Annotated in this window: 14 protein-coding genes; 8 read left to right on the forward strand and 6 right to left on the reverse strand. The window is 61.0% G+C overall.

Annotation, left to right across the window (positions count from 1 at the left end; all coding sequences use genetic code 11):
* Positions 1-54: 54 nt before the first annotated feature.
* Entirely contained in the window at positions 55-258 is a 204-nt protein-coding gene (locus tag HDF08_RS03900) for a hypothetical protein (RefSeq protein ID WP_179637286.1), read from the forward strand.
* Positions 259-382: 124 nt separating this feature from the next.
* Here the strand turns inward: HDF08_RS03900 and HDF08_RS03905 are convergent, their stop codons facing one another.
* From HDF08_RS03905 to bglX, 4 genes are read right to left on the reverse strand one after another with little or no spacing between them, the layout of a single operon-like run.
* On the reverse strand, positions 383-1,615 hold the full coding sequence (locus HDF08_RS03905) for an alginate lyase family protein (protein ID WP_179637287.1): 1,233 nt from the start codon (positions 1,613-1,615) through the stop codon (positions 383-385).
* Positions 1,612-4,686, reverse strand: coding sequence for a glycoside hydrolase family 31 protein (locus HDF08_RS03910; protein ID WP_257030861.1), 3,075 nt, complete (start codon positions 4,684-4,686; stop codon positions 1,612-1,614). Before HDF08_RS03910 ends, HDF08_RS03905 begins: the two co-directional genes overlap by 4 nt.
* Entirely contained in the window at positions 4,683-5,600 is a 918-nt protein-coding gene (locus HDF08_RS03915) for a glycoside hydrolase family 16 protein (RefSeq protein WP_179637288.1), read from the reverse strand. Before HDF08_RS03915 ends, HDF08_RS03910 begins: the two co-directional genes overlap by 4 nt.
* A complete protein-coding gene (bglX, locus tag HDF08_RS03920; RefSeq protein ID WP_179637289.1) occupies positions 5,584-8,040 on the reverse strand; it encodes a beta-glucosidase BglX in 2,457 nt (818 codons plus the stop codon). Before bglX ends, HDF08_RS03915 begins: the two co-directional genes overlap by 17 nt.
* 359 nt (positions 8,041-8,399) lie before the next feature.
* Between bglX and HDF08_RS21945 the strand changes: the two genes are divergently transcribed.
* Positions 8,400-9,602, forward strand: coding sequence for an SGNH/GDSL hydrolase family protein (locus HDF08_RS21945; protein ID WP_179637290.1), 1,203 nt, complete (start codon positions 8,400-8,402; stop codon positions 9,600-9,602).
* Between the two features lie 70 nt (positions 9,603-9,672).
* Entirely contained in the window at positions 9,673-10,848 is a 1,176-nt protein-coding gene (locus HDF08_RS03930) for a glycoside hydrolase family 172 protein (RefSeq protein ID WP_179637291.1), read from the forward strand.
* A 143-nt stretch (positions 10,849-10,991) separates the two neighbouring features.
* Here the strand turns inward: HDF08_RS03930 and HDF08_RS03935 are convergent, their stop codons facing one another.
* Positions 10,992-12,575 carry a malectin domain-containing carbohydrate-binding protein gene (locus tag HDF08_RS03935; protein WP_179637292.1) on the reverse strand — a complete coding sequence of 528 codons (1,584 nt, stop codon included), beginning with the start codon at positions 12,573-12,575 and terminating at the stop codon, positions 10,992-10,994.
* Positions 12,576-12,849: 274 nt separating this feature from the next.
* On the opposite strand from HDF08_RS03935, the gene HDF08_RS03940 reads away from it, so the two are divergent.
* The 5 genes from HDF08_RS03940 (at position 12,850) to HDF08_RS03960 (ending at position 23,648) form a co-directional block, all read left to right on the forward strand.
* Complete coding sequence (locus HDF08_RS03940; RefSeq protein ID WP_218884488.1) at positions 12,850-15,108, forward strand: hypothetical protein; 2,259 nt, start codon at positions 12,850-12,852, stop codon at positions 15,106-15,108.
* 373 nt (positions 15,109-15,481) lie between these two features.
* Positions 15,482-19,360, forward strand: coding sequence for a TonB-dependent receptor (locus tag HDF08_RS03945; protein ID WP_179637294.1), 3,879 nt, complete (start codon positions 15,482-15,484; stop codon positions 19,358-19,360).
* Between the two features lie 361 nt (positions 19,361-19,721).
* Positions 19,722-20,693, forward strand: coding sequence for a tetratricopeptide repeat protein (locus HDF08_RS03950; protein WP_179637295.1), 972 nt, complete (start codon positions 19,722-19,724; stop codon positions 20,691-20,693).
* Positions 20,694-20,851: 158 nt separating this feature from the next.
* Positions 20,852-22,375 (forward strand): CRTAC1 family protein, encoded by a 1,524-nt coding sequence (locus HDF08_RS03955; protein ID WP_179637296.1) that lies wholly within the window; start codon positions 20,852-20,854, stop codon positions 22,373-22,375.
* 124 nt (positions 22,376-22,499) lie between these two features.
* The gene (locus HDF08_RS03960; protein ID WP_179637297.1) at positions 22,500-23,648 is read left to right on the forward strand and encodes a multiheme c-type cytochrome; all 1,149 of its coding nucleotides are present in this window, start codon (positions 22,500-22,502) and stop codon (positions 23,646-23,648) included.
* Positions 23,649-23,678: 30 nt separating this feature from the next.
* Here the strand turns inward: HDF08_RS03960 and HDF08_RS03965 are convergent, their stop codons facing one another.
* Complete coding sequence (locus HDF08_RS03965) at positions 23,679-26,435, reverse strand: GH116 family glycosyl-hydrolase (protein WP_179637298.1); 2,757 nt, start codon at positions 26,433-26,435, stop codon at positions 23,679-23,681.
* Positions 26,436-26,548: the final 113 nt, after the last annotated feature.

The raw sequence follows: 26,548 nt of genomic DNA on the forward strand, positions 1-26,548 counted from the left end.
GGAGGGCGGTGGTGAGGGGTTTGTGTTGGGTTTGCGTGGGGCGAATATTTTTCTATGAGTGGTTTTGGTGGTTGCAATGGCGATTGCCACAGCGACGACAAATACAACGGCAACGATAAATACAAAAGCAATGGCAAATACAACAGCAACGGCAAATACAACGGCAACGGCAAATACGGGGGTCCCTCCACTGCGCTGCTCGCGATGAGACCGCGAACAGCTTCGGTCGGGATGACGCTCTTTTTTGGATCTTCGTGAGAAAAGAGAAAAGAGCAACGACAACAGCAAGGACAGCGGCAACAGCAACGGCAAGGGAAAAGGAAGGACAACAGCAACGGCAAGTACGACGCAACCTATGCAATGAAAACTGGCAGATTTGGAGCTAAGTTGGCGGGGCGAACCAGAGGATGGGTTGGCGGATGGGGCAGTTGCGGATGATCTCGGGGTCGGTGGGGTCGGGGTTTAGGTGCTGCCAGAGTTTGATGTATGGCTGGTGGTGACAGGCGAGGCCGCAGAAGAGGAGGCCGGGGGAGCGTACGGGGAGGATGTCGAAGTGTTCTACGTCTTTTTTGTAGGGCCAGGAGGTTTTGTCTTCGAGGTAGGGGAAGAGGAAGGCGGCGGCCTGGCAGATGCCGCGGCCGTCGGATAGTTGGAAGGCGAAGAGGTCTTCGGTGGGGGTGCTGAGGGATTGGCAGAGGGTAGCCATGACGTCGAAGTTGAAGATGGAGTAGCTGTAGGGCTTGGTGCGGGCGAGCTCTTTGGGGAAGCTGCCGTTGGGCGCCATCTGGTTGGGGAGGAGGATGGTCTTGAGCTGGGTGCGAAGGTGGGCGCGGGTCGGTTCGTCGTCGATGAGGCGGGCGTACTCGGCTGCCTGCAGAGACCAGCAGGCGGCGTGGTTATTGGTGGCGTTGCGCTCTTCGACGCCGGGCTTGCTGGACTGGAGCCAGTCGAGGTAGTCGCGGAACCAGGCATTGAGGGTGGCTCGTTCCGCGGGTGTGAGGAAGGCGGGGAGGAGGCTGGCGGCGCGGGCGACTTCGACGAGATGGAGGGTGTCGATGATGCCGTAGGACCTTCCGGGGAAGGCTCCGTGGACGGCCTGGGCGTACTGGAGGTTGGGGTTCATGCGGGTGGCGAGCGAGAGGAACCAGGCGCGGAGGTGATCGGCGGCGTGTTGGGCGTAGCGTTGGTTGCGGGTGAGGAGCCATGCGGCGGTGAGGGCGGGCATCTGGATCGAGAGGGCGATCATGGCCTGGCGGTGGCCGTGGAAGATGTTGGGATTGCTCTGGCCGTCGCGGCTGAGGTAGGGGCCGGTGGGGTTGGCGGGGTCGGGCCAGAAGTAGTCGGCCTGGGAGTAGAAGTCGTGCGGGCTGAGTGGGGTTTCTGGGCCTCCGGATTCTTCGGAGCTGGCGGGCGCGGGGAAGCTGGTGATGGTCTGAGGTTGGATCTTGAGGTAGAGGGCTGCGGCGCGGAGGATGCGGTTGCGGTCGGTGCGGGCTATGAGGTTGTAGGGAGTGGGAGAGTCGGCGCGGGCAGGCAAGGTGCGGGTGAGGGCTGCTGCGGCTACGCTGGCGCAGAAGGTTCGGCGGGTGAGAGTTTTTTGTGGGTTGCGGCTCATTGGGAGTTGCCGGTGGGTGCGGCGGCGGGGCGTTGCTTTTGGCCGTCGGCTTGTATGTCGGCGATGGCGGCGGTGGCGATGCTGTCGCGGCGGCGGATCTGGGTGAGCATGGCGGTGGCGGCTTCGGGGGTATAGCTGTGGTTGCCGGTCATCAGGTTGTGGACCATGGTCTCGCGACGTTGATCGTCGACGGACTCGGTTTTGGCGACGGCAGCGGCGACCTTGGGCAGGAGTTCGTAGAAGTGGGTGAGTATGGCGGAAGCCTGCTCAGGGTGGTAGCTGAGGCGGTCGCCGGTCTGCATGGCGTCGGTGAGTTCGTCGGGCGGGGTGTCGACGGGGGTGTTGTTCTGGAGGGCGTCGTAGGCCTCGCGGAGGCGCTGGATGGTGCCGGAGAAGCCATCGAGTTCGGCGCGGCGGGCGGTGAGGGTGGGGTCGCGTTGGATGCGGAAGGTGACGGCGGAGGTGATGGGGAGATCGCCGGTGGTGACGATGGTGGTGAGGGTGTTGCCTTCAAAGTGCCAGCCGGGTTTGGCGGCGTCGGGCTGGTAGGGAATGGAAATATCGTTGACGGTGACTTGAGTGGGTGGCCAGTCGTCTGGGAGCTTGAGTTGGTAGCTGCGGCTGGTGGGCATGCCTGGGTACGTGCCTTGCGCGGGGGCGACGGTGACGGTGAGGGTGTCGGCTGATTGGGTGGCGGAGAGGGTGGTGCGGGCGGATTCGTTGGTGGTGTAGTTGGGGGAGTCGCCGCTGTCTTCGTAGAGGGTGTACTGGGAGGTTGCGTTGTTGGCGAGTGGGTTGATTTCTACTATGAGCGGGCTGAGGGGATGCTGGTTGGTGTAGAGCATGGGCGGGGCCAGGGGGACGATAGCTCCGGCGCGAAGGTAGAGGGGGGTCTGCGGGAGAGAAAAGGAGCGGTCGAGTTTGAGGGGGCCGGTGAAGTGGCGGCCGGTGGGGGATTCGATCCACTCGCCGGGGGGCAGCCAGATGGTTTGGTGGGCGAGGTTGGTCTCAGGATCGGCGGGGGTGGCGATGGGGGCGACGAGGAGATTTTCGCCTAGCTGGTACTCGTTTTTGCTGGTGTAGGCTTCGGGGCTCTCGGGCCAGTTGTAGTAGAGGGGACGGAGGAAGGCGACGCCGGTGTCGTAGGTGCGGCGGGCTTCGGTGTAGAGGTATGGCAGCAGGGCGTAGCGGAGGGTGTAGGCCTGGCGCATGACGTCGGAGTACGGCTCGGGATAGGCCCAGATGCGGCGTTCGGCGTCGGGATTTTTGGTGGTGTGGGTGCGGAGGATGGGGCTGAGGGCGCCGAACTGGAGCCATCGGGTGTAGAGCTCGGGGTCGATCTTGCCGGGCATGTGGCCGCCGATGTCGTGGCTCCAGTAGGCGTAGCCGACGTTGGCGGCGGTGGCGGTGAACCAGGGCTGGAAGGCGAGCGAGTCCCAGGTGGAGATGACGTCGCCGGAGAAGCCGATCTGGTAGCGGTGGTTGCCGAGGCCGCCCCAGCGGTGGAAGAGGAGGGGGCGCTTGCCCTCGCGCTGCTGGTCGGTGAAGTGGACGTAGTTGAGCCACCAGGTGGGGTTGACGCCGGGAAGTTTGGTGTGGGTGGACTGCTGCCAGTCGAGCCACCAGAAGTCGATGCCCTGATGCTCGAGGGGGTGGTGGAGGAGGTCGAGGTAGTTGCGGGCGAATTTTTTGTCGGTGATGTCGAAGGGGATGTAGTTGTTGGAGGCGGGGTCGATGCCCATGGCGCGGGCCATGGCGGGGTAGGGCTCTTCGAAGGGCTGGACGCCGGAGGCGGGGTGCAGGTTGAGGGTGACTTTGAGGCCTTCGCGATGCATCTTGTCGAGGAAGAGCTGGGGGTCGGGGAAGAGGAGCTTGTTCCAGGTGTAGCCGGTCCAGCGGGCCTGGTTGCCGGAGGGATCTTTGACGCTCCAGTCGTTGCCGAAGGGGAGGTGCCAGTCCATGTCGATGACGAGGACGTCGAGGGGGACGTTGTTGGCGCGGGCCTGGTGGACGAGGTCGTCGAGCTCCTGATCGCTGTAGGACCAGTAGCGGGACCACCAGGCTCCGAAGGCGAAGCGCGGGGGGAGGGGGATGCGGCCGGCGACGCGGACGTAGTCGAAGAGGGCTTGCTTGTAGTCGTGGCCGTAGGCGATGAGGTACCAGTCCTGGCGGAGGATGGGGGTTGCGGGATCGGTGGTGGTGGGGGATTCGGATTGCTTGAGCTGGTCGTATTGGGTTTCGGTTTGGTTGGTGATCTCGGGACGCTCTGCGACCCAGGGGAGGGGGCTGTCTTCGCCGCGGGGGAAGCTGAAGTCGGCGGAGTCGAAGAGAGGTGTTGTGGAGTCGTCGACGATGGCCCAGCCGGAGCGGGAGATGAGTCCCTGGCCGATCGGCTCCTGGGTCTTGCCGCCGCGTGCGCCGTCAAGGGTGCGGGTGGTGCCGAGGAGGTTTTCGGGATCGGTGAGACCGGGGGTCCAGGTGACGGGCTTGCCGTTGAGGGTGAGCGAGACGGCGAGGTTGGTGGGGGTGAAGTGGCCGTCGCTGTTTCCGCTGTTGTGAGGCGAGAGGGTGTACGTGAGGTCGAGGCTGGCGGTGTGGAGGTGCAGGACGCGGCTGGCGGCGGTGCGGGTGATGTTTTTGGTGAAGGGCGGGACGGGGAGGCGGCGGTTGAGGAAGACGAAGGAGGCGCGATCTTCGAAGTGTGCGCCGGCGGCCCACTCCATGCGGATCATCTGCGGGGTGAGGACGGTGAAGCGGGCGTTGCCGAGGGTGACTTGGGCGGAAGGGTCGGCGATGGGGTTGTAGTTTTCTGTGGGGTCCTGGGCTTGGATGGCGGCGGTGAGCAGGAGTAGCGCGGGGAGATAAAGGCGAAATGCGGGGGTCTTGACGGGTACCGAGGTACGGGTGGATTCGCTGTGGCGAAGAAATACGGGGGTCTCTCCACTGCGTCGTGCGGTGAGGCTGCACGACTCCGGTCGAGATGACGCTTTTATGAGACGGGTTAGGTGGAGGTAGATTTTGCGGGCGATTGGTGGTAGGCGGGTACTAGGTTCGTGCGACAGCTTTCTCAAGGCAGCTCCCAGACTTTGAGGTAGTCGACCAGCATCTCGGAGGGGAAGGCGGTGGTGGGGTCGGGGTTGCCGGGCCAGTCACCGCCTACGGCGAGGTTGACGATCAGGAAGAAGCGCCGGTTATCGAAGGGCCAGACGGCTCCGGGTGGCAGATCTTTTGGGGTGTAGGTGACGTAGGGCTTGGCTGGGTCGTCGATGTAGTAGGCGATGCTGCCGGGCTTCCAGATCATGCCGTAGGTGTGGAAGCCGGCGGCGAAGGGCGCTCCGTCGGGGAGTTTGGCCGGGGTGCCGAGGAGGGTGCCGGTAAAGCTCTTGCCGTGGATGGAGCCGTGGATGGTGTCAGGCTCTTTGCCGATGTTCTCCATGACGTCGAGTTCGCCGGAGGCGGGCCAGTTGACGGTGTCGATGTCCTCTCCGAGGAGCCAGAAGGCGGGCCAGATGCCTTGACCGGCGGGGATGCGGATGCGGGCCTCGATCCGGCCGTACTGAAAGGACTTCAGGTGTTTGGAGAGGAGACGGGCGGAGGTGTAGCGGCCGTCGGGCATCTTTCGGGCGACGAGGTGGAGGAGGACGTCCGCTACGAAGGCGTTGGGCTGGGCGGAATCGCAGGGCGGTTTGCCGGAGCCGTAGGCGCAGTAGAACTCGAGCTCGCCGTTGCCCCAGCCGTCGCCTCCGGTGTCGTAGGTCCAGATGGCAGGGTCAGGCTGGGGGTTGGCGATGGAGTGGAAGGTCTCTTGCCAGAGGAGCTTTTCTTTCTTCTCTTTGTTACAGGGCCCTTCGTGATGTATCCCTTCGCGAGGAGACCCTTCACGAGGAGACCAGGAGGCGTGGGCGGAGGCTGCCGGCAGCAGCGTGGCGGCGAGCAGGGAGAGGCAGAGAGCCTTCCGGCCAGCCATGCTATTGCTCGTGGTCATTTTTGTCCTCTTTGGCTACGGTCTTTTCGGGGACCGCTTGTCCGTTTTGTCCGGCGGCGATCTTGACGGGGGCCGTGACTTTGAAGGTTTCGTGGAGGGTGGCGCGGGAGCTGTCTCCGACCCAGAGGTCGAAGTCGTCGGGCTCGACGCCCCAGGCGCGGGTGGCGGGACTCCAGAACTGCAACTGGCGAGGGCCGATGGTGAAGGCTACGGTCTTCGATTCGCCGGGCTGGAGGGTGACACGCTCGAAGCCTTTTAGCTCACGCACGGGGCGGACGGCGGTGCCGGAGCGCTGGTGGGTGTAGAGCTGAACGACCTCGTCACCGGGGCGGGAGCCTTTGTTTTCGACGACGACGGTGGCCTCGAGGGAGCCGCCGGACTGAATCTCGGAGGTGTTGAGCTTGAGGTCGCGCAGGGTGAAGGTGGTGTAGCTCAGGCCGAAGCCGAAGGGGTAGAGCGGAGTGGTGGGCTCGTCCCAGTAGAAGGATTTGAAGTCGGCGGCCTCCTGATTGACCTTGGTGGCGTTGTGCGCGTAGTAGATGGGGATCTGACCGGTGGAGCGGGGCCAGGTGAGGGGGAGTTTGCCGCCGGGGTTGGCGTCGCCGAAGAGGAGATCGGCTACGGCGTGGCCGCCTTCGGTGCCGGGCTGCCAGACCTCGAGGATGGACGGCACGTGGGTGGAGGCCCAGGTGATGTTGAGCGGCCTGCCGTTGACGAGGACGAGGGCGACGGGCTTGCCCGCCTTGCGGGCGGCGAGGGTGACGGCCTGCATCATCTCCTCCTGGCGGCCGGGCAGATCAATGGAGGCGCGGGAGGCGTATTCGCCATTCATGGAGGCGTCTTCGCCGAGGATCAGGAGGGTGAGGTCGGCCTTGAGGCTGGTGGCGACGGCTTTGGCGATGGGTGAGTCTGGGGCAGGCGGGTCGGAGTTGTAGGGACGCGGGGTGATGGTGTCGGGGTTGAGTTCGGCCTGCGGCTCGCGTCCGATGGGGACGCCAGGTTCGTAGAGGATCTGCACGGCGGCGCCGGCGCGCTCACGGATGGCGGAGAGGAGGGAGAGGGTCTCCGACTTTTTTGCCTTGGCGGGCCAGGAGCCCATGAGAGCTGCGGGGGTATCCGCGAGTGGGCCGATGACGGCGATGGAGTGGATGGAGGGCGCGATGGGCAGGGTGTTGTCCTCGTTGCGCAGGAGGACGGCGGTCTCGCTGGCGGCGTGACGGGCCTGGGCGCGATGGGCGGGGTCGGTGAGGGTGGCTTCAGTTTTGGACGCGTCGACGTAGGGGTGTTCGAAGAGGCCCATGAGGACTTTGATGCGGAGGATGGGGCGGACCGCGTCGTCGAGTTCGCGGAGGGAGACGTCGTGGTTGGCGACGTGTTCGGGCAGGAACTTGAGGTAGGTCTGGCTGCCCATATCCATATTTTCTCCGGCCTTGAGGGCGCGGAGGGCGGCCTGGTCGAGGTTCTCCACGTAGCCTTCGCTGCGCATGGTGTGGATGGCCCAGGAGTCGCTGACGACGAAGCCGCGAAAGCCCCACTGGTCGCGCAGGACGCCGCGGAGCAGAGCTGCGTTGCCGCTGGCGGGGACGTCATTGAGGGACATGTAGGCACTCATGACGCTGCCTGCTCCGGCTTCGACGGCGGCGCGAAAGGGAGGGAGGTAGACGTTCTGAAGCTGGACCTCCGGGAGGTAGACGGAGTCGTAGTCGCGGCCGCCGGGCGGTGCGCCGTAGCCGGCGAAGTGTTTGACGCAGGCGAGGATCTTGCCGGGTGCGCCGAGCTGGGGTCCCTGAAGGCCCTGGATCTTGGCGACGGCCATGCGGCTGGCGAGGTAGGGATCTTCGCCGGAGCCTTCGACGATCCGGCCCCAGCGGGGGTCGCGGGCGATGTCGAGCATGGGGGCGAAGGTCCAGTTGATGCCGACGGCGGCGGTCTCCTGGGCGATGGTCGCGTGCATGGCTTCGACGAGGGCGGGGTCCCAAGTGGCGGCCTGGGCGAGGGAGATGGGGAAGAGGGTGCGGTAGCCGTTGATGACATCGAAGCCGAGGAGCAGGGGGATATGCATCCGGGTGCGATCCAGGGCGAGGTGCTGGACGCGGTTGATCTCGACGGGGTCGGCGAGGTTGAGAAAGGCACCGACGTCTCCGCGGAGGATGGCGTCGTCGGAGGCGTTGACGTAGTCGAGCTGGTTCAACTGGCCGATCTTTTCGGCGACGGTCATTTTGGCGAGCAGGGAGTCGACGCGGGCGGCTACGGCTGCCTCTGAGGGGATGGTGGCAGGGGACTGCGAGGTGGCGAGGGGGGTGACGGAGGTGATTAGGAGGAGGCTTACGAGGAGGGGGTGGGGCCGCAGGAAGCAGGACCGCAGGGTGGGCTGGTGCGTCGAGGATGCTTTGCGTCCGTTCCCTTGAGGTACGGTTGCCGTTCTGTCTTGATCCTGCATGAGCCTCTCGGAAGGTGTGGCGTCTGGGACGCCGTCGAAGGATGCTATCTCTCCGATTGAGTCGCCACCTATGCGACAGCCTGGGGGGAAGAAGAGGCAAGTTTTACGGTGTTAAGGTTAGGTTGGTCTGGATTTTGCGATGTTAATGACCGTAGAGCCAGAGATAGGGCGGTTACGGCGGTCTGAGGGGAGTTTGCGGGGCTTAACGCCGTGTAACTTGCCGCTTAAGCCTGCGCAGCACGTAAGGTGGTAGGGCTGCCTTTGCGCAGCATGGGAGAGAGATGAAGCGGATAGCGTCTTGTTGCTTGTCTGGTTGTTTGTACGGGGCCTTAGCGATCGCGGGTGTTGTGAAGCCGGTTGTGGCGTTGGGCCAGGGCGCTCCCTTTGCGCTGCAGAGCGGAGACAGAGTCTTGTTTTACGGGGACAGCATTACGGAGCAGCAGTACTACACGCGGGATGTGGAGCTGTATGCGCTGACCCGGATGCCTTCGAGCAACATCACGTTCGTGATGTCGGGGGTGTCCGGAGACAAGGTGAGCGGTGGGGGAGGCGGCCCGGTGGACCTGCGGCTGCCGCGGGATGTCTTCGACCTGAAGCCGACGGTGGTGACGATCATGCTGGGGATGAACGATGGCTACTACCGTCCGTTTGAGCCGGGCACGATGCTGACGTACGAACGCGGCTATGAACATATTCTGGATGAGATCAAGGCGCATGCACCCGAGGCCAAGGTGGTGGTGTTGCGGCCTTCGGCGTATGACGAGGTGACGCAGCCGGGGCATGGAACGGCGGGATATAACGACTTCCTGATCAAGATGGGCGACTCGGTGGCGCGGATGGCGGCGGAGCGGCATCTGGCGGTGGTGGACCTGAATGCTCCGATGGTCACGGCGCTGACGAGTGCTCGGGCGAAGGATCCGGTGATGGCGGCGATGCTGATCGGGGACCATGTCCATCCGGGTCCGGGGATGCACTGGGTGATGGCGGATGCGGTGTTGAAGGGGTGGGGTGCGTCTCCGGTGGTGACGAGCGTGACGCTGGGCGCGGCGCATGGCACGGTGGTGTCGTCGGTGAATACGGCGGTTACGGAGGCGAAGGGGTCTGGCCGGGCATTGCAGTGGGTGCAACTGGACCGGGCGCTGCCGCTGCCGCTGCCGGCGGCTGCTACGGATCCGGTTACGGATCTTGCGCTGCGCGCGTCGACGGTGGTCGAGGATCTCGACCAGGAGATGCTGACGGTGGGGGATCTGGCTGTGGGGCGGTATGAACTGCGGATCGACGATGCGGCGGTGGGCACGTTTACGAGCGAAGAGCTGCGGAGCGGGGTCAATCTGGCGCGGCTGGACACACCGATGCGGCGGCAGGCGATGCTGGTGTTCCTGGCTAACGATGGGAAGATCTCGCTGGATACGAATCGCAACCATCTTCTGCGCAATGTGCCGAGCGCGTCGAACGACGAGTCGCTGGCTGCGGTGAAGACCGCGTTGCAGGCGGCGGATGCGGAGCAGAGACGGCTGGCGCAGCCGGTGATGCACCGGTACGCGCTGGTGCCGGTGCGCTAGCGTGAGAAAGAGCTCGATGATGTTCTGCGGTGAGTCTGAGACAGCGGGGATGCCGGCGGCTGCAAGGACTATGAGGCTTCATCTGCGGCCTGTTTTTCTCATGCTGCTGGTGTGCGTGGCTCTTGCGTTTGCGCCCAGGCTGTTTGCGCAGAGCCCGGTGGAGCGCCCTAGCTTGACGCGAATGCAGGAGTATCGAGCGCATCGCAGCTCGTCGGCCGATCCGCTGGGCGGCAATGAGGATCATCGGGAGATTGCACCGGGAGGGACGCTGGAGCTGCTGGATGCGGATGGTCCCGGCACGGTGACGCATATCTGGTTCACGATCTCGACGGGTGGGGTGGAGAACTACTTCCTCAAGAAGATCATCCTGCGCATGTACTGGGATAACGAGACCGAGCCGAGCGTAGAGACGACCCTGGCGGACTTTTTTGGGGAACACTTCGGCGATCTGCGGCCTTGGAGTTCGGAGATGCTTTCGGTGGGGCCGGACCGCTCGATGAATTCGTTCTTCCCGATGCCGTTTCGCAAGCATGCGCGGATCACTTTGACCAACGAGGGCAGCCTGAAGATCGGACGCATCTATTTCAATCTGGATTATGTGATTCACAACAAGCCGCTGCCTGCGGATACGCTTTACTTCCACGCCTGCTTTACGCAGCAGCAGCCGGCGCATGGCTGGACGGACGATTGGAAGATCAATCGGGACGTTGCGGCCAAGCCGAATCTGGATGGGAAGGGAAACTTCAACTGGCTGGAGGCGACGGGCAAGGGGCAGTATGTCGGCGTGGTGATGTCGGTGCTGCAGAATCAGGATGGGTGGTGGGGCGAGGGCGACGATATGTTCTTCGTCGATGGGGAGAAGACGCCGTCGATTGCGGGGACGGGGGCGGAGGACTACTTTCTGGGGGCGTTCGACTTCTGGCCGGGTAACTACACGGGGCCTCGGTTCGGGATCTTCCGCATGGGCGAGGAGCATATCGGGAGCCGCTACACGGTCTATCGGTTTCACCTGGAGGAGCCGATTCCATTTACCAAGTCGCTGATTGCGGGGATCGAGCATGGCAGCGCGAATCATCGCTCGGATAGCTACTATGCGACGGCTTACTGGTATCAGACGCTGCCGCATGCGCCGCTGCCGCCGCTGCCTGCGATTGCGGACCGTATTCCTGAGATTCAACTGGTGGGGGGGCCGGGGGTGGTGACGCCTTCAAAGCTGGAGCCGAAGCCGCCTACGGCGAAGCAGTAGGTATGACGGGTCGGCGCGGGTTTGGGTTTGTCTTCACTTGATGCCTGGGCGCTTGATGCTTGGGCGAAGAGGCTTTGCTGGTCTGCAGCGGCCCTGGCCTTTGTACGGCTGCTAAAGTCGGGTAAGACGTGTGGAAACGCAGCTTATGGAGAGACCGGAGCGACGGGCTCTTCTTCTATGACGATGGCGTTGATCATGGCGAAGTTCTGGCTGGGGATGAAGTTCAGCAGGAGCTTGCCCTGGCTGGTGGGTTTGACTCCGGTAAAGTGCCGGGTGATCTGGAAGCCGGCTCCCTTGGTCTCCTCGAGGATGTCGAGCTGCTTGATCAGCTCCATCCCGTTGCAGGTGACGTCGAAGCGGCGCATGCCGGGGGTTCCCTTTCCCTTGGGCTGGTGGGAGAACCAGGCGTCTTGAAAGTAGAGCGTGAGGCTATAGGTGCGGTTGGAGACGACTGGGATGGAGTAGCTGAAGTTGCCGAAGCGCTCGTGTTGGTAGAAGCCCTGCAGGGGGAGCTCGGGAAAGAGTTCGGTGAGCTGGCTGGTGCGACCGCCGTGGAACCAGGCATCGGGCGCCCAGACGGTGCCTTGCGGATCATAGTAGTAGGTGGGCAGGGTGGTCTGGCGAATGGGACGCATCGTGTCCCCGTTGGCGGGCAGGATCTCGATGGCGTTGATGAATGCGGTGAGGGTGATGCCTTTGAACTGCAGATGAATCTTGCCGTCCGCGGCAGGCCAGACGGAGGTGTAGATCTTTCCGGTGGCGATGCCGAATCCGCCTGCATCGGAGGTGACGTCCATCAACTGCTCGACGCGTTTGTCGTTGATGAAGATGTTCATGGCGCGGAAGCCTTCACCGTGGGCGAAGCTCTCTGCAAAGTACAGGTGGACCTCGTAGGCGGCGCGGGGCAGGGGGATGTCGTAGCTGAAGTCGCCTTCGCGGCCGTTTTGATAGATGGTGGGGTCGGTGGCTCCGCCTACCTGCGCCAGCTTGCGGTGAAAGGTGTTGCCGCCGGTGAAGAAGACGTCGGCGTTCCAGGTGCGTCCGCTGGTGTCCTGGTACGGGCGGCTTAGACCGGAGCCTATGCGGATTGCGGCGTCGGTCATGATAGGCCGCGGAGTGTCGGGGGCTTTGCGGCTAAACCAGAGCCAGGTGACTGCTGCTCCCAGCAAGGCCATGCTCAGCAGGGCGATGAAGAGACTCGCGGAGGTCCTGGGCTTTGACTTCGCTGTGACCGGACTTTCTGCTGGCGCCGCCGCACCGGGTTGAAGCTGTGGAGGCACCTCTCCGGTGGCAGCAGTGGCCTGAAGAACATGGTTGACGCTGGAGAAGGTCGCGCCTGTTTCAGCGGACGGGGTTTGGCTGGGGTCGGTCTCCGGATTCTGCACCACGAAGCTTGGCAGGCTTTGACCGATAGGCAGGGAGATCCACAGGGTGTGATCCGCGCCTTCGGTCTCATAGAACTGCTTCAGTTTCTTGCGGAGATGGTGGAGGTTGACTCGGACGCTGCCGTCCTGCTGAGGGTCAAAGTCGCTGCTGCGACCCATCACCTGAGTGGCGATCTCGTATTCCTTGATGAAAGTCTCGCCGCGCAACTGACTTTCGCAGAGGTACTCCAGGATGCGGGCGAGCGTCGGAGCTCGGCGGAACATTTCGGAGGCGAGGACTGCATCGAGCTCGGCCCGTTCTGCGTGTATGGTCTTGGTGGAACTCACTGGTGATTCGATCATGTTGCGCGCTCGCCTATGGCGCGGCCCCTGCTGCGACTGGTTGGAATTACTGCGATTGTTTCAACTGCGAACCGAGTCTACCATAACGATTCGACCTTATGAGTCGACGGAAAAGGCCGGCCGGGTGGCGTAGGTTTCTTTGCCGAAGGTGTCTTAACATTTGCCAAAAACCTTAGGTTTTATGCAAAAACACCCTTTAACATTGTTCAAACTTGATCCGGGCTCTGGGGGATTGTTCTATGGAGGCGAGGCACCATCCGGAAGTGGGGAAGGTTTGCAAAAGGACACGACGGGGAACCGGGGGTATCTGCATTCGATCCGTTTGGCCCCACTAGAGTTCGGGATCGTCGGCTATTTCCTACTCTTCTTCGGTTTGGGACTAAACGCCGTTCCGGTGTGCGCCCAGGAGGGCATGGGAGGCACGCAGGAGACACATTTTCACCTGGCTCCCCGTCCCAGTGTGGTCCGGGCCAGCGCGGTCCAGCCGATTACCGCTGAGGCGATGCTCGACAGACTGGATGGCCTGTGCCGATTCACGGTGCAGTGGCAGGATGCCAGCGGCGCAGTCATCGATCCGTTCGTGCATCGCGAGTTTCAGTATGCGACTCCTTACTTCGCTTTTGCGGTCGGCACCCTGGTTGAGGCTGGACGTTCCCGCGACCTGCTGCCGCATGGGGTGGCGGCGATGGAGAGCGCGACGCGGCAGTTGGGTGGTGGAGACGCCGCTGTTCCGGATCGACACGGCGAGTTTTTTCTGGCGTCGCTTAGCGAAGCGCTGCCCGTCTACAAAGGGCTGGTGCAGGAGGAGACCTGGCTGCGCTGGAGCAATCGGCTTCGTCTTCCGATCGCGGAGATGATCGCCGAAAAGCAGATAGGCAACTGGCGAACCTACGCGATGAAAGGGGAGTGGCAGAGGGCGAAGCTTGGGCTGGTCTCGCACAGCGATGCTGTCTCCTTTATCGAGGAGAACTGGAAGAAGGATGAGCTGGGACGGTTTGCCGCGGCGCCCACTTTTCTTTACCACGATCGAAGCAGCGATCCGGATACGCTGAGTGTGGCGCTGGTTGGGGAGGGCAACCTGCTGGCGCTGGTGCTGGAAGACTATGACGGACCCAGCGCCGCGGAGATCAAGGCCAAGGTGCTGGCAGCGCTGCGGGCTACTGTGCTGCTGGTTGATCCGACGGGGCAGGTGCCGGCGAACGGACGCACCGACGACCATGTGTGGACGGAGGTGGGGTTGCAACTGCTGTTCTCTGCGGCGGCGCCGATGATGCGGGCGGAGGGAGATGCGCGCACGGCCGACGCCATGGAGCGGCTGGCTGAATTGAGCTTTGCCGGGATGGAACGGTGGCGGCGAAGCGACGGCAGGTGGAGCGGGAGCTACTACATTACGAAGAATCACTTCGATCCGGCGCTTCGGGTGGGGTATCAGAATGCGTCGCAGTACTCGAACTACAGCGGTTCGCTGATGTTTCATCTGGCCGAGATGTACCGGCTGCGGAGCAAGCTTGCGATCAAGCCGGTGAGCGTGCCTTCCCCAGCAGAGATTGGTGGGTATGCTGTGCAGCTCGATCCGGCTTTTGCGGCGTCGTTTGCCAACGCGGGGGGACTTCAACTCGAGTTCAATCTGCGCGGGGAGACGAAGGAGACCAACGACAACTGGTGGACGCCGCTGGGCGTTGTCCGGATCGCTCGGGCAGCGTGGGAGACCCGGTTGGGACCTTCGGACGGAGCGCAGACCGCGTCGGCTGCGGCGAGTTTTGCACCGGAGATTGAACGAAACGGTGAGTGGGTCAGGCTATCGGCGATTCCCGAGGCCTATGAGGCGAGTTGGAGCGTGCAGATGGTCAATCCTGCGATCGTACGCTGCACGATGGAGTACCACCCGACCGCAGGGCACGATGGCCCCAGCTTACGCGACCGGTTCGCGATTACTCCGGATGGGGTGCTTTCGACCGTTGAAGAGATCGCGCAGGAGCATGAGAGCTGGGGCGTTACCTGGCCGCTTTTGGTCGATGATGGGCAGCCGTTGCGTACACGGATCGATGGCCGCATCGCGGAGACAAGCTTTACTGCTGGAGCCGACACTGAGAGCTTTCTGGCGGTCGATGGTGATGCCACTCTGGATGCTAAGATGAAGCCGGTTCGCTCGACCTTTGGCGATCTGCTTCCGGTACGCATGAGAATTGCCGGCGCAACCTCGCATACCTTTGTCTATCCGCATGACGCGGGACAACCTGATGCGGATGCCGTCCTGAAGAGCTTTCGGATTACGGAGCGAGGTTTCGTGTCGGCGCTCGGGCGGGTCGAAGGGGATATCTATATAAGTCCGACGTTCGCTGGCGGGCGGGGCAGCGAGGTCGCTCTGAAGGAAGGCGGAAGAGCCGATCTCCGGTTCAACCGCGAGTGCGGCTTCGTCGTTCAGATCAGTCACGGAGCAGTCACGGCGATCGAGGTGGATCGTGCGGTGACGGCTCGACTTCGGGGACATACCTACCAACTAAATGCCTATCGCCCTTTATTCCTTCCCTGACCATTGCAAGAGTCGGACGATTGGAGCGTAAGCCTTGCAACACACCAATCCTTGGGAATGCCGACTAGCATTGGAAGCAGAACCAAGGTCGATACGCTTCGCGGAAGTTAGCCCTTAGGGTATAGAAGTTATCTGCTGCTTGGCGCTTGCTCAATCAACCGCTTTGTCTACCATCACTTCCTCCTTACGGAGGAGAGGGCAGTAGAACCCGCGAAACGTAATGTCATTTTGTTAAGAGAGGCGTTAACAGCCTTCGTTTGCAGTAAAAGCCTTGCCAATAACTTTACTGTCTTCTTTTCGGCGAAATAGACTCAGCACGCTTTTACTTCGGAGGCTTCACTGTATGCAAAAGATTCTTATAAGAGATAAAAGGATGGGAGCGTTCCGGTGGGTTCTGCTTCTAATTCTTCAGGTTGCGGCTTGCCGTCTGGTGGCACAGGTCAACTCTTCGACTGTGACCGGGACTGTGACGGACTCGTCGGGTGCCAGAGTTGCGGGGGCCAAGGTCCTCATTACGAATCAGGCTACGGGTGTTTCGGTGTCCACGGTGACGACCGGGACGGGCGAGTATACGGCTCCGTACCTGATCGCAGGCACCTACAGGGTGCAGGTTATTGCGGCCGGATTTGCGTCCCAGTTGGCGGAGAACGCGCCGGTAGGCAACAACGCGACGGTGCATGTCGACGTGGTTTTGAAGACGGGCGGCACGGAGACGATCGTGCAGGTAGACGCGGGCGCGGCTGCGCTGCAGACCGACGACACGACGGTGAAGACGACGATCGACGCCCTGCAGATCGATGCCCTGCCGAATATCAATCAGAATCCGCTGCTCTATGCCACGCTGCAGCCGGGGGTTGCGGCGGAGAAATCGGCGCACCAGACTCAGAGTACGGACTCGTTCGGGATCGGACCTCATGCCCGCCGTGTTGAGTCGCTGATCAGCGTCAACGGCGGTCTCGGATTCACGACCGACATCCAGCTTGACGGTATTCCGATCCTGGCCAGCGACTACAACGAAGAGGGCATCACTCCCAACCAGGAGAGCATCCAGGAGGTCCAGGTCCAGTCAAATACCTTCTCGTCGGAGTATGGCCGCGGCACTGGGATTGTCGAATACTTCTCAAAGAGCGGGACCAACGCGCTTCATGGCGAGGTCGTCTATCGCAACCGTAACGAAGCCTTCAATGCGAACGGTTATGGAAACAACTTCAACCATTTTGTCTCTGCGCAGACCAATCCAGCGACCCAGACCGGTGTACGCGGACCTTTCAAGATTAACTACTTCGGCGGTTCACTCGGCGGCCCCATTATCAAGGACAAGCTCTTCTTCTTCGCCAGCTATGAGGGTTTGAAGCACGTCGCACCCATCAACAAGAACATCACCGTACCCACGATGCTCGAGCGGAACGGCGATTTTTCCTGCACGAAGATTCAGGACAACAATGGTAACCCGGTCCCGGTCACGATCTATAACCCCTACACGGCGACCCAGGTAGCACCAAACGTTTATGAACGGGCCTTGTTTGCCCCAGGCTCGGCAAATTGCGCCGGGTCTGGCAACTTTGGCGGCGGCGGGAGCACGGTGGGTGGTGGTTCCGCCATCCCAGCAGGCAACCTGGATGCGGTGGGCGTCAAGGTGTACTCGAACTACCCGCTGCCGAACCAGGCGGCCTCCGACGTCTACGGAAATAACAACTACAACGTCAATACTACGCAGAACTTCCTCCGCAATACGGGCCAGATCCGCGTCGATTACAAGCTGAACAGCCGCAACAGCATCTATGCGACCGGCGGTATCTCAGAGGGTTCGGTGATTGTTCCGAACTTCCTGGGTCCCAACAACCCGTTCTATCCCAATATCACCTGGGGTCAGACCATCACAGACAACAACCCGTACGCAGCCATCGGCGACACGGTGATCTTCAGCCCGACGCTGGTGCTTGATGTTCGCTATGGAGTCAACCGGATGCAGAGCATCGAAGGATATGGGCCGAAGTCAGGCACCTTCGACAACTCTCCTTATCAACAGCCAGCTGCGGTGCAGTCGCTGGTCAACGACCCAAGCCAGCCCTTCGACTTCTGTCCGGGTTCGAGCACCCAGTACACCTGCCTGAACTACACAGTGGGCCAGCACATCAACGAGCACCAGACCAACCACAGCGCGGTAGCCAGCATCACGAAGACGCACGGCAGCTTTACCTTCAAGGTAGGCGGCGAGTATCGTGTCGGCCTGTTGAACACGGCCAATCCGGTTCATGCGAACTTCGAGGTCGGCAACTACTACTCCGATCAGAACTATACGTCGCAGTATACGGATGCGAACGGCAATAACGTGGGCTCATACAACACCACAAATGTGCAGCAAGGTTTTCCAGCGGCACAGTGGCTGACCGGAGCCGGGTACGAGGTGGCGGCAAGCTCGGTCGCCTCGGCGCTGGCGATGAAGTATGGTGCGTTCTACGAACAGACGACCTGGAAGGCTACGCCGAAGCTGACGCTGAACTTCGGGCTGCGATTTGAGTTGCAGCCGGGGCCGACAGAGCGCCACAACCAGCAGTCGGCGTTCGATACGGAGGGCACCAACCCGTATGGCAAGGGCTCCTATGTGTTCTCGGGCACCAACGGCTACTCCCGCAACCTTTATCTGTCTCACTACAATGACTACGGCCCGCGATTTGGGGTGGCCTACAACCTCGACAGCACTACGGTGATTCGCGGCGGCTTCGGGATCGCGTACCTTCCTACCAACTCCGGCTTCGGCTTTACGTCCCAGAACAATACAGCCTTCACGACGCACAATGTCGCGAGCTCGAGTGCCGTCTTTGGAGCGAACCCGAACGGAATTCCGATCGGCAAGTTCTACGATGGGCAGGTGTCCGGCAACATCGTTCCTGCGCTGGGGTCCGACACTACCAATCCGCTGCAGTATGGCGGCTCAAACTCCTATCTGCAGGACTACCGCAGCACGTACGACGGCCGGTTGCTGCAGTGGAACGTCTTCTTCGAGAAGAGCTTTACGCCGTCGACGATCTTCTCGCTGGGTTATTCGGCTTCGAACGGAGACAGGCTGCCGTTTTCCAACGTCCCGGTCAATGGTCTTGGCGCTAACGGCACGGGAACATTTTCGCCTCCGGGCTTCCAGACCATCTCGCCGGCGCTGCTTGCTTCGTGGAGACAGTCTTACATCTCCTCCAATGGCACCAATCCCGGCACACTGCCTATTGCCAACCCTTACCACGGCAATGGGTTTCAAGGGGGCGCGCTCTCTGCGGCTACGGTTCCGGCGTGGCGGCTGCAGGTTCCGTATCCGGAGTTTCCGGATTTGAATCTGTTGGAGCAGAAGGCACACTCCAACTACCAGTCCTTGATAGCGGAGGTTCGACACACGTTGTCGAAGGGCATTCAGTTCGATGCAAGCTATGTATGGTCCAAGGAGATCGACGACACGCAGAACATCGGGCAGAGCAACGACGCGTTCAACAATGCGGGCGAACAGAATACCGGCTACCTGCTAAACCTGAATGACCCTTACGAGAATCGGCACGTCGGCTACAACGACATACCGAACCGCGTGGTGGTCACGGCGCTGTTTGAATCGCCCTTTGGCCGGAACAGACAGTTCCTGGCGAATAGCAAGGCTGCGGATCTGCTACTCGGGGGCTGGCGACTGGGCACGTCTTTCCAGGCGCAGACAGGAACGCCGATCGAGATCAGCTCCTCGATGGGCAGCCTGAATAATCGCCCGAACCGCGTTCCGGGAGTCAATCCGATCCTGCCGAAGTCGGAGCGCCACTTCTTCTACAACCCTAAAGGCGGCCAGACGATCCAGTTACCCGGACTGGATGGCGGCGGCACAGCGAACGTGACCTGCACGGGCTGCATGCCTTACCTGAATCCGCTTGCTTTCGCAGGTCCAACGGTGACGACGCCAAACGGCAAGATCGAGCCGGATATCTTCTGGTACGGCAACTCGCGAGTTGCCTTTGACGATATCCGCAGTCCGAACAACATATTCTTCGACGCGCAACTGCAGCGCGACTTCCGCATCACGGAGCGCGTCCACTTTTCGGTGGCGGCGAACGCCTTCAACGTGCTGAACTTGACGCAGTTCACGCCAATCCAGGCTATTGGCGTGGGCGGCATCAACACCAGCTCCACCTCAAGACCAATCGGAACGTCCTCGCTTCAGACGGAGCCGCTGAACTTCTACGATCCGCGACAGCTTGAACTGCAAGGGAGGATTACCTTCTAAGCGGTGCTTTTTGGCCAACGAGGGCGGTCACAGTCTTTGTGGCGGCCCTCGCCTCTTTTTTGTGGGTCGGCTTTGTGGATCGGACAGAAAAGTTGAACGAGTAGAATGACCATCAGGAAACTTTGCTTTGCAAAATGTTTGGGCGCAGGTCGTGAAGTTCCGTGAAGAGGCAGGCGCCTGTTGGTGGAGACATGCTCGCTGCAAGAGAACATGCGGCGCTGTTGTGACGCTTCTTCTATTGTTGGCTGAGGGATTTCCCGCGGCTCTCTCGCAAGTTCCAGGGAACGTTGTAGGTACTGAACCGGCGCCTAAACCGGCGTCTAAGGCGTCAGAGACCATCACGCCTGTTGAGTTTGCGGTATTGAAGCGACGCGCGGCGGCGGGCAATGTGGCAGCAGAAGCGAAGCTTGGCTCGGTGTACCTCAGTGGTGCTGCCGGGGAGACGCCGAATCCCGCGATGGGATTTCCGTGGGTGTTGAAGGCGGCGGAGCGACACGATCTGAGGGCGCAGTTCTTAGTGGGCGCAATGTATGCGCAGGGGATTGGGACAACGCAGGACTATGCCATGGCGGCAAAGTGGTTCACGACCTGCGCAGAGCGCGATGATGCGGCGTGCGCGCTCGATCTCGGTCTGCTATACGGCCGTGGCTCGGGCGTGACGCGGGACTACTCCACGGCGGTGAAGTGGTATAAAGTTGCCGCGGCGCACAACCAGGGCGATGCCGAAAAGCTGTTGGCGTTCCACTACGAACAGGGACTTGGCGTGGAGAAGAACGACACACTCGCCTCGCAATACTGGCAGCAGGCGGCTGAGCAGGGGGATGCTTCGGCGCAGCTTGCGACGGGCAAGCGCTATCTGCTCGGCCAGGGGGTTGCGCGTGATCCAAAGGCAGCCGTGATGTGGCTGCGCAAGGCTGCTGAACAGGGGCAGGTGGATGCGCAGTACAGTCTCGCAATTCTGCTGCTACAGGGGGAAGGCGTCGACGCAGATTCGGCAGCAGCGCTTAAACTTTTGCGAGACGCTGCGATGCAGAACAACGGGCCGGCGCAGATGGAGTTGGGTACGTTGTATCTGGAAGGCAGAGCGGTGAACCGTGATCCGAAGGAGGCGCTGAAGTGGCTGCAGCAGGCTGCCAGGAACAAGGTTGTCGCGGCCCAGTATCGGCTCGGCATGCTTCTGCGGGACGGCGATCTAGGAGTCGAGATAAATCCTGTTCAGGCGGATCGATGGCTGCAGGCGGCGGCCGCTGCCGGCAGTGACGAAGCAAAGGCAGCGCTTGCACAGACCAGCAACCTTGGCCGTCCACAGACTGTCATCCCAGGGCCGCAGTGAGGTTTACTCGCCGTAATTTTATTGCGGGGGCATGTGCCGGCGCTGCTTCACCCTATCTCTCAGCCGTGTTGCCGTCGATAGCTTCTTCGCCGCTGTTCCGGAGCGTTCCCGCTTCGCAGAGCGGACTCACCTGGGTGCATGACAATGGCAAGAGCTCGATGCGATGGTTGCCGGAGAGTATGTGCTCTGGTTGCGCGTTCTTTGACTTTGACAACGACGGGTGGATGGATATCTTTCTCGTCAACACAGGCCCGAGCGATTTCTACAAACCGCAAAAGCCGACCCGTTGCGCGCTTTACAAGAACAATCGCGACGGCACCTTCACCGATGTCACCGAGAAGGCAGGACTGCAAGGCAATGTGTGGGGCGAGGGTGTTGCTATTGGTGACTACGACGGGGATGGGTGGCCCGATCTTTATCTGACGGCCTATGGAGCGAACAAGCTGTACAAGAACAATCGCGATGGAACGTTTACGGATGTCACTAAGCAGGCGGGAGTCGCGGCAGAGGGATGGTCTACCTCGGCGGTGTGGTTCGACTACGACAACGATGGCAGGCTGGACCTGTTCGTGTGCAGCTTCGTAGAGTACTCGCGGGATACCAAGGTAAGTTGCGGCAATAATGCCCTGGGGGTGCGCTACTACTGCACACCACGCATCTTTTCGCCGCGGCCAAGCCTACTGTTTCATAACAACGGCGATGGCACGTTCACAGAGGTGGGGCACAGCAGTGCGATTGGAGAAAACCCGACCAAGGCTCATGGCGTTGTGGCGGCGGATCTGAATGGCGACGGCAGGATGGACCTGTTCGTTGCGAACGACACGGCGGCGAACTACCTCTTCATGAATCGCGGAGGCGGTAAGTGGGAGGAGGTCGGATTCAACGCCGGGGTCTCGTTCAGCGAAGGAGGGCAGGCGCGCTCCGGGATGGGAGTGGATGCGGGGGACTACGATAACGACGGCAAGATCGATTTATTCGTGGCCAACATCGACCGCGAACAGTTTGCGCTTTATCACAATGACGGCAACGAGACTTACACGGACCTTGCGGGGAAGACCGGCATCGGTTTTGCGACTGCGACATTGAGCGGCTGGGGCTTAAAGTTCTTTGACTATGACAACGATGGCGACCTCGACCTCATTCTTTCGAACGGACACCCGGACGATATGGTGGACCAGTACTCGCCGAACGTCACCTGGAAAGAGCCGCTGCTGTTGTTCCACGGAGACGGTAAAGGCGCATTTGAGAACGTGAGCAAGCTGGCTGGCCCGGAGTTTGCCATGCAGTGGGGAGCGCGGGGACTTGCTCTTGGCGACTTCAACAACGATGGCGGCGTGGATGTGTTGATCAATAACAATGGAGGCGCGCCGCTGCTGCTTGAGAATCGCACGGGAAAGAAGAATCACTGGCTGGGTCTGAAGCTGGTCGGCACGAAGGCGAATGTTGATGCGGTAGGTACGGTGGTCACCTGGAGCTTTGCCGGTACGACACGCACACGGCAGAAGGTGGGCGGCGGAAGTTATCTGTCTTCGCACGATCCGCGGATGGTGCTTGGGATTGGGCAGGCTGCGAAGATCGATGCGATTGAGATTAAGTGGCCACTGCCTTCGGGCAAGACCGAGAGGTTCGACAAGCTGCCGATCGATCGTTACATCACGATCGTCGAAGGCAAGGGGATTTAGGAGAAGTAGCCGAATGGGCGTCAGCTTTTCTTTCTCCACTCGAAGACGTCGCGCCAGCCTGCTTGGCGTTCTTTTGATTACTTTGTGTGTGGCTGCTAATGTTTTTTGTATTGGGAGCGCACGCGTGAGAGCTTCGGAACGTGCGGTAGATCAGACGGCGTCCTCTGCTTTGCATACTCCTCTAGCGCTATCGGCTTATGCGGGTGATGCCGCGTGCCTCGCCTGCCATCAACAGATCTCTGAAAGCTATGTGCATACTGCGCATCATTTGACGTCGCAGGTTGCATCTGCGGAGTCGATTCACGGCAGTTTCAGCGCCGGGGCGAATGCGCTGAAGACCGCTAATCCTGGATTGACGTTTGAGATGCAGGCGATGCCGGATGGCAGCTTCACGCAGACTGCCAACTATGTCACGCGGACGGGCACGCTACAGACCTTGACTCAGCCGATCGATCTTGTTACGGGGTCTGGGCGGAAGGGGCAGACATATCTCTACTGGGCAGGAGAGCTGCTGTTCGAGTTGCCGGTCTCGTATTGGACTGTCGGCAAGGAGTGGATCAACAGCCCGGGATATCAGGATGGCACGGCGCATTTTGACCGCCCCATTGCGCCACAGTGCCTGGAGTGTCATGCCTCTTACTTCGAGTCTCTCGCTCCGCCGGTGAATCGATTTGACCGGACGAAGCTGGTGCTGGGTATTGGCTGCGAGCGCTGCCATGGGCCGGGTGCAGAGCATGTGCGCCGCGAGCGGTTGAGTCCGCAGCCGCGTCCGGGCTCCTCGGAAGAAGCGATTGTGAATCCGGCGCGGCTTGATCGTGAGAGGCAGATCGACGTCTGTGCGTTGTGCCATGCGGGAGCGGGAGAGGCATTGGCACAGCCGCTTTCTTTTAAGCCGGGCGATGTGCTGGCGGAGTATGTTCGATCTCCTGCCGTACTTCCGGGTGCGCCGTTGGACGTTCACACCAACCAGGTGCAACTGCTTCGTGAGAGCAAGTGTTTTCTGTCGAGCAATATGACTTGTTCTACCTGCCACGACACGCATGAGGAGCAGCGGGATGTAGCGGCACTCTCGTCAAAGTGCCTTGGGTGCCATACACAAAAGGCGTGCCCGAAGTATAAGACGCTGCCTGCGGCCATCAAAACTCGCTGCGTCGAGTGTCATATGCCTCTGCAGCATTCGAACACGCTGTTCTCGGACAACTCGGGAGAACGCCTCACGCCCAAGGTTCGCAATCACCGCATTGCTGTTTATGCGGAGTTCACGGCGAAGTGAGGTGGGGAGCAGGAGCTTCGGTCTGCTTGGCTAAGTTAAATTTGGGGCCGCATATCTGATCCGCAGGGATTGTTGCGGGGTCAGGCTTATCTCTTTTTTAAATTGAAGAGTGCAGCTATCTGTATTCCTGCGAGATGCTGCAGTTATCTTTTCTTCGCCAAGTTTCATCGTTTGTACGCCGCACTCAGGCGGGAGCACGAGCGAATCGAAGTTTAGCTCACCCGCAATCACTGTGAGCGTCAGCGTATTGGCCTCAAACCGCAGCTCTCCCCAGCCAGTGTTGGAGGTCCATGGAGAACGAAAGAGTTGTTTCGTTGACATCTTTGGCTGTACGGTGAGCTGTTGCAGTACGGCGTCGTGGCGAAAGCCCGAGAGTGCGGGGATCAAGGCCCAGCTTGCCATCGATCGAGCGTAGTGGTGGCCCCACTCCAGCTCGTCCATCGGATTTCTACTTTCGCCGTCGTGGCGCGCGCGTACGTCTGTAACATGCTGGATGGCTTCGTCGATCAGGCCGTACTGGATCATGGTGGCGGAGACGGCGTGTTCCAACCCGCACCAGTTTTCGCTGGAGTAGGCCATCGGATTCACGGGAATGTCTTCAGGCTTTTTGTAAGCGCAGATGCGCAGCGCCGGTTCGTCGTTAACGGCATACATGCGATGCGTTCCCAGCATCGCGTAGGGTCCCATGCGCTGGTTGTAGCGATGAATCGATCTCAACGCGGTGCGCATATTGTCTGCGGAAAGCAGATCGCCAAGACCGGCCATCCCTGCCATGTACTGACCGATGATCTGGTCGATGTGGCAGGCGGGACCTAGTTGAGAGTGAGGGTCGGCGGTGTTGATCTCGCCGCTGAGCAGCGCGGGGTCCACGTCGGCCAGAGGCACAGGGCGTATCTGCTGGATGTAGAACTCGCCTTGGAAGAGATGCTTGTCGGTCCACTCTCTTCCGGCTTGTTCGATGCGTTCGCACTCTGCAGCGAACTCGTTGTCGTTCGCGGCTTTTGCCATTGCGGCAGAGGCTCGCAGAGCCGCGAGGTACCAGCTTTGCATCATCCCCGTTGGGCCGAGAAATTGGATGTCGTAGGTGTTGTGTTGCGCACCTTCCATCACGCCGTCTCGATTGGCATCCCATCCGCCCTTGATCCAGGCATAGGCGAGCGCACGCTTCGCGGCCGGCCGATACTTCAACATCCACGGCGTGTCTCCGCTGATGCGCCAGTCGAGATAGAGCCGTACGATCTGCCCCATCTGCCCATCGGCGGCGGCCTGATGGTCCGGCTCAGTGAGCGTGAAGTGCTCATAGCCCAGCGGCAGCTTGTGGCGAAAGTCCATGTGGCCGCTGGCCTGAGTGGCATAGCCGAAACTGGTCTCGCGCATAGAACGGGAGAGCGCCGGAAAGACGTAGCTGGTCGCTACTTCATAGTTCCAGACATGAGTACAAGAGCCGGGACCTTGTCCTCCTGTGCTGTTGCTGCATCCTTCATAGCCGTGGAAGCTGCCGTCGGCGATGCGGAAGCTGGTATTCGAGACCAGGGTGGAGAGATTCGAGGCGGCCGCATCCTTCACCGAGGCGGGCAGGGTAGCGTCGCGCATGGTGGCGGCGAAGGCGTGTGTCCTACGTTCCAGTTCCGGAAGGTTTTTGATCGTGTACTCGGCCACCTCCCATGCATTGTGGAAGCGAGTCGCATAGAAGTTGCCGAGGTTTACCTTTTCCATTCCTTTGGGCGCGCCCCAACCGATGCCCTCCGGGGTGCGGTTGGGATAGTGCCAGGCCAGTAGAAAGCGGAACCTCGCGGTGCTGCCCGCTGCGATTGTCGTGCGGATTGAAGCCGAGCCGATCGGGTCCTTCTCCTTCTCCGATGCAAAGTCCTTCGGGATGCTGCCATCCGCCGCGAAGGACTTCCAGATTTTTTCCAGAGAGTAGATGCCCTGGTTCGGCCAGGCCTCGGTCAGTTGCAGTGAGGAGCCTTCCTCCGGTAGCGCAAGCAGAGCGAAGCTGCCGCTCTTCGGCGCGTCCACTGCCAACGTGGGATTGGTCATGAAGACGCCTGTCGGAAGAGTGCTGCCTGGGATCGACCGCAATACATTGGTGCCCCACTTTGCGCCGTGGCATGGGTTCTCGATGGAAAGCGCAATCGCCACTGTTGCTGGGGTCTGTGAAGTGTTCTTGACGTTGTATTCGAAGACGCCGATGGGCAGACCGGAGTCGTCCGCGTCAACTGGGTAGAACGGCGAGAAGGCCGTCAGTGAGACGTCCACCGGGCAGTGCGGATCGGAGAAGTTGATCTTTGCGACGGGGAAGCTCGAAGAGAAGACAGCCTCCGTCATGCGCGGCATATCGAGTGCGCCGACTCCGCGGATGCCCTCGCGGTAGTCCCACTGATCGTAGGGCGGTAACAACTTGCGCTCGAGGATGGAGGTGAACGGCGCTGCCCCCGCGCCCTCTACGTGGATGGCGGCGAAGGTGTAGCGGAGAAGGTCGCCGCTCTCGGGCCGGTTAAATATCTGCCATAAGCGAAGATCGCCCCGGCCGCCAAGCTCCACTCCGCCTGTGCCGATGCCGCCAACGGGAAACGCGATGCGGGCCAGGTTGCGTCCAGTAAAGGTGCGCGGGAAGTTAAGTTCAGGCGTCGGCGTTGCGTTGGAGGAAGAAGGCGTTGCTGCCGGAGAGTCTTTTTCGTTACTGACTCCATGTGACGCAAGCAGATTTGTATCCAGCTTCGGTAGTAGCACGGCTCCCAATGCAGCCTGCTTAACAAAGGTTCTGCGGCTTGTTCTTTCTTTCACTAGCCCACCCTTTAAGCAAGTGTCGTGTAGGAACGTGTCAGCGTTGCAGTTGTGGATGCATGACCAATAACCCAAGCCGGCCTGTCTCGAGCGCAGGGCGACAACGACTATTT

It is taken from the genome of Tunturiibacter empetritectus (assembly GCF_013410875.1).
Lineage (GTDB): Bacteria > Acidobacteriota > Terriglobia > Terriglobales > Acidobacteriaceae > Edaphobacter > Edaphobacter empetritectus.

Bases quoted from the DNA above. Each gene is read 5' to 3' on its own strand.
- HDF08_RS03900 (WP_179637286.1), top strand. From the start codon at position 55: ATGAGTGGTTTTGGTGGTTGCAATGGCGATTGCCACAGCGACGACAAA.
- HDF08_RS03905 (WP_179637287.1), bottom strand. From the start codon at position 1,615: ATGAGCCGCAACCCACAAAAAACTCTCACCCGCCGAACCTTCTGCGCC.
- HDF08_RS03915 (WP_179637288.1), bottom strand. From the start codon at position 5,600: ATGACCACGAGCAATAGCATGGCTGGCCGGAAGGCTCTCTGCCTCTCC.
- bglX (WP_179637289.1), bottom strand. From the start codon at position 8,040: ATGCAGGATCAAGACAGAACGGCAACCGTACCTCAAGGGAACGGACGC.
- HDF08_RS03930 (WP_179637291.1), top strand. From the start codon at position 9,673: ATGAGGCTTCATCTGCGGCCTGTTTTTCTCATGCTGCTGGTGTGCGTG.
- HDF08_RS03935 (WP_179637292.1), bottom strand. From the start codon at position 12,575: ATGATCGAATCACCAGTGAGTTCCACCAAGACCATACACGCAGAACGG.
- HDF08_RS03945 (WP_179637294.1), top strand. From the start codon at position 15,482: ATGGGAGCGTTCCGGTGGGTTCTGCTTCTAATTCTTCAGGTTGCGGCT.
- HDF08_RS03955 (WP_179637296.1), top strand. From the start codon at position 20,852: ATGCGATGGTTGCCGGAGAGTATGTGCTCTGGTTGCGCGTTCTTTGAC.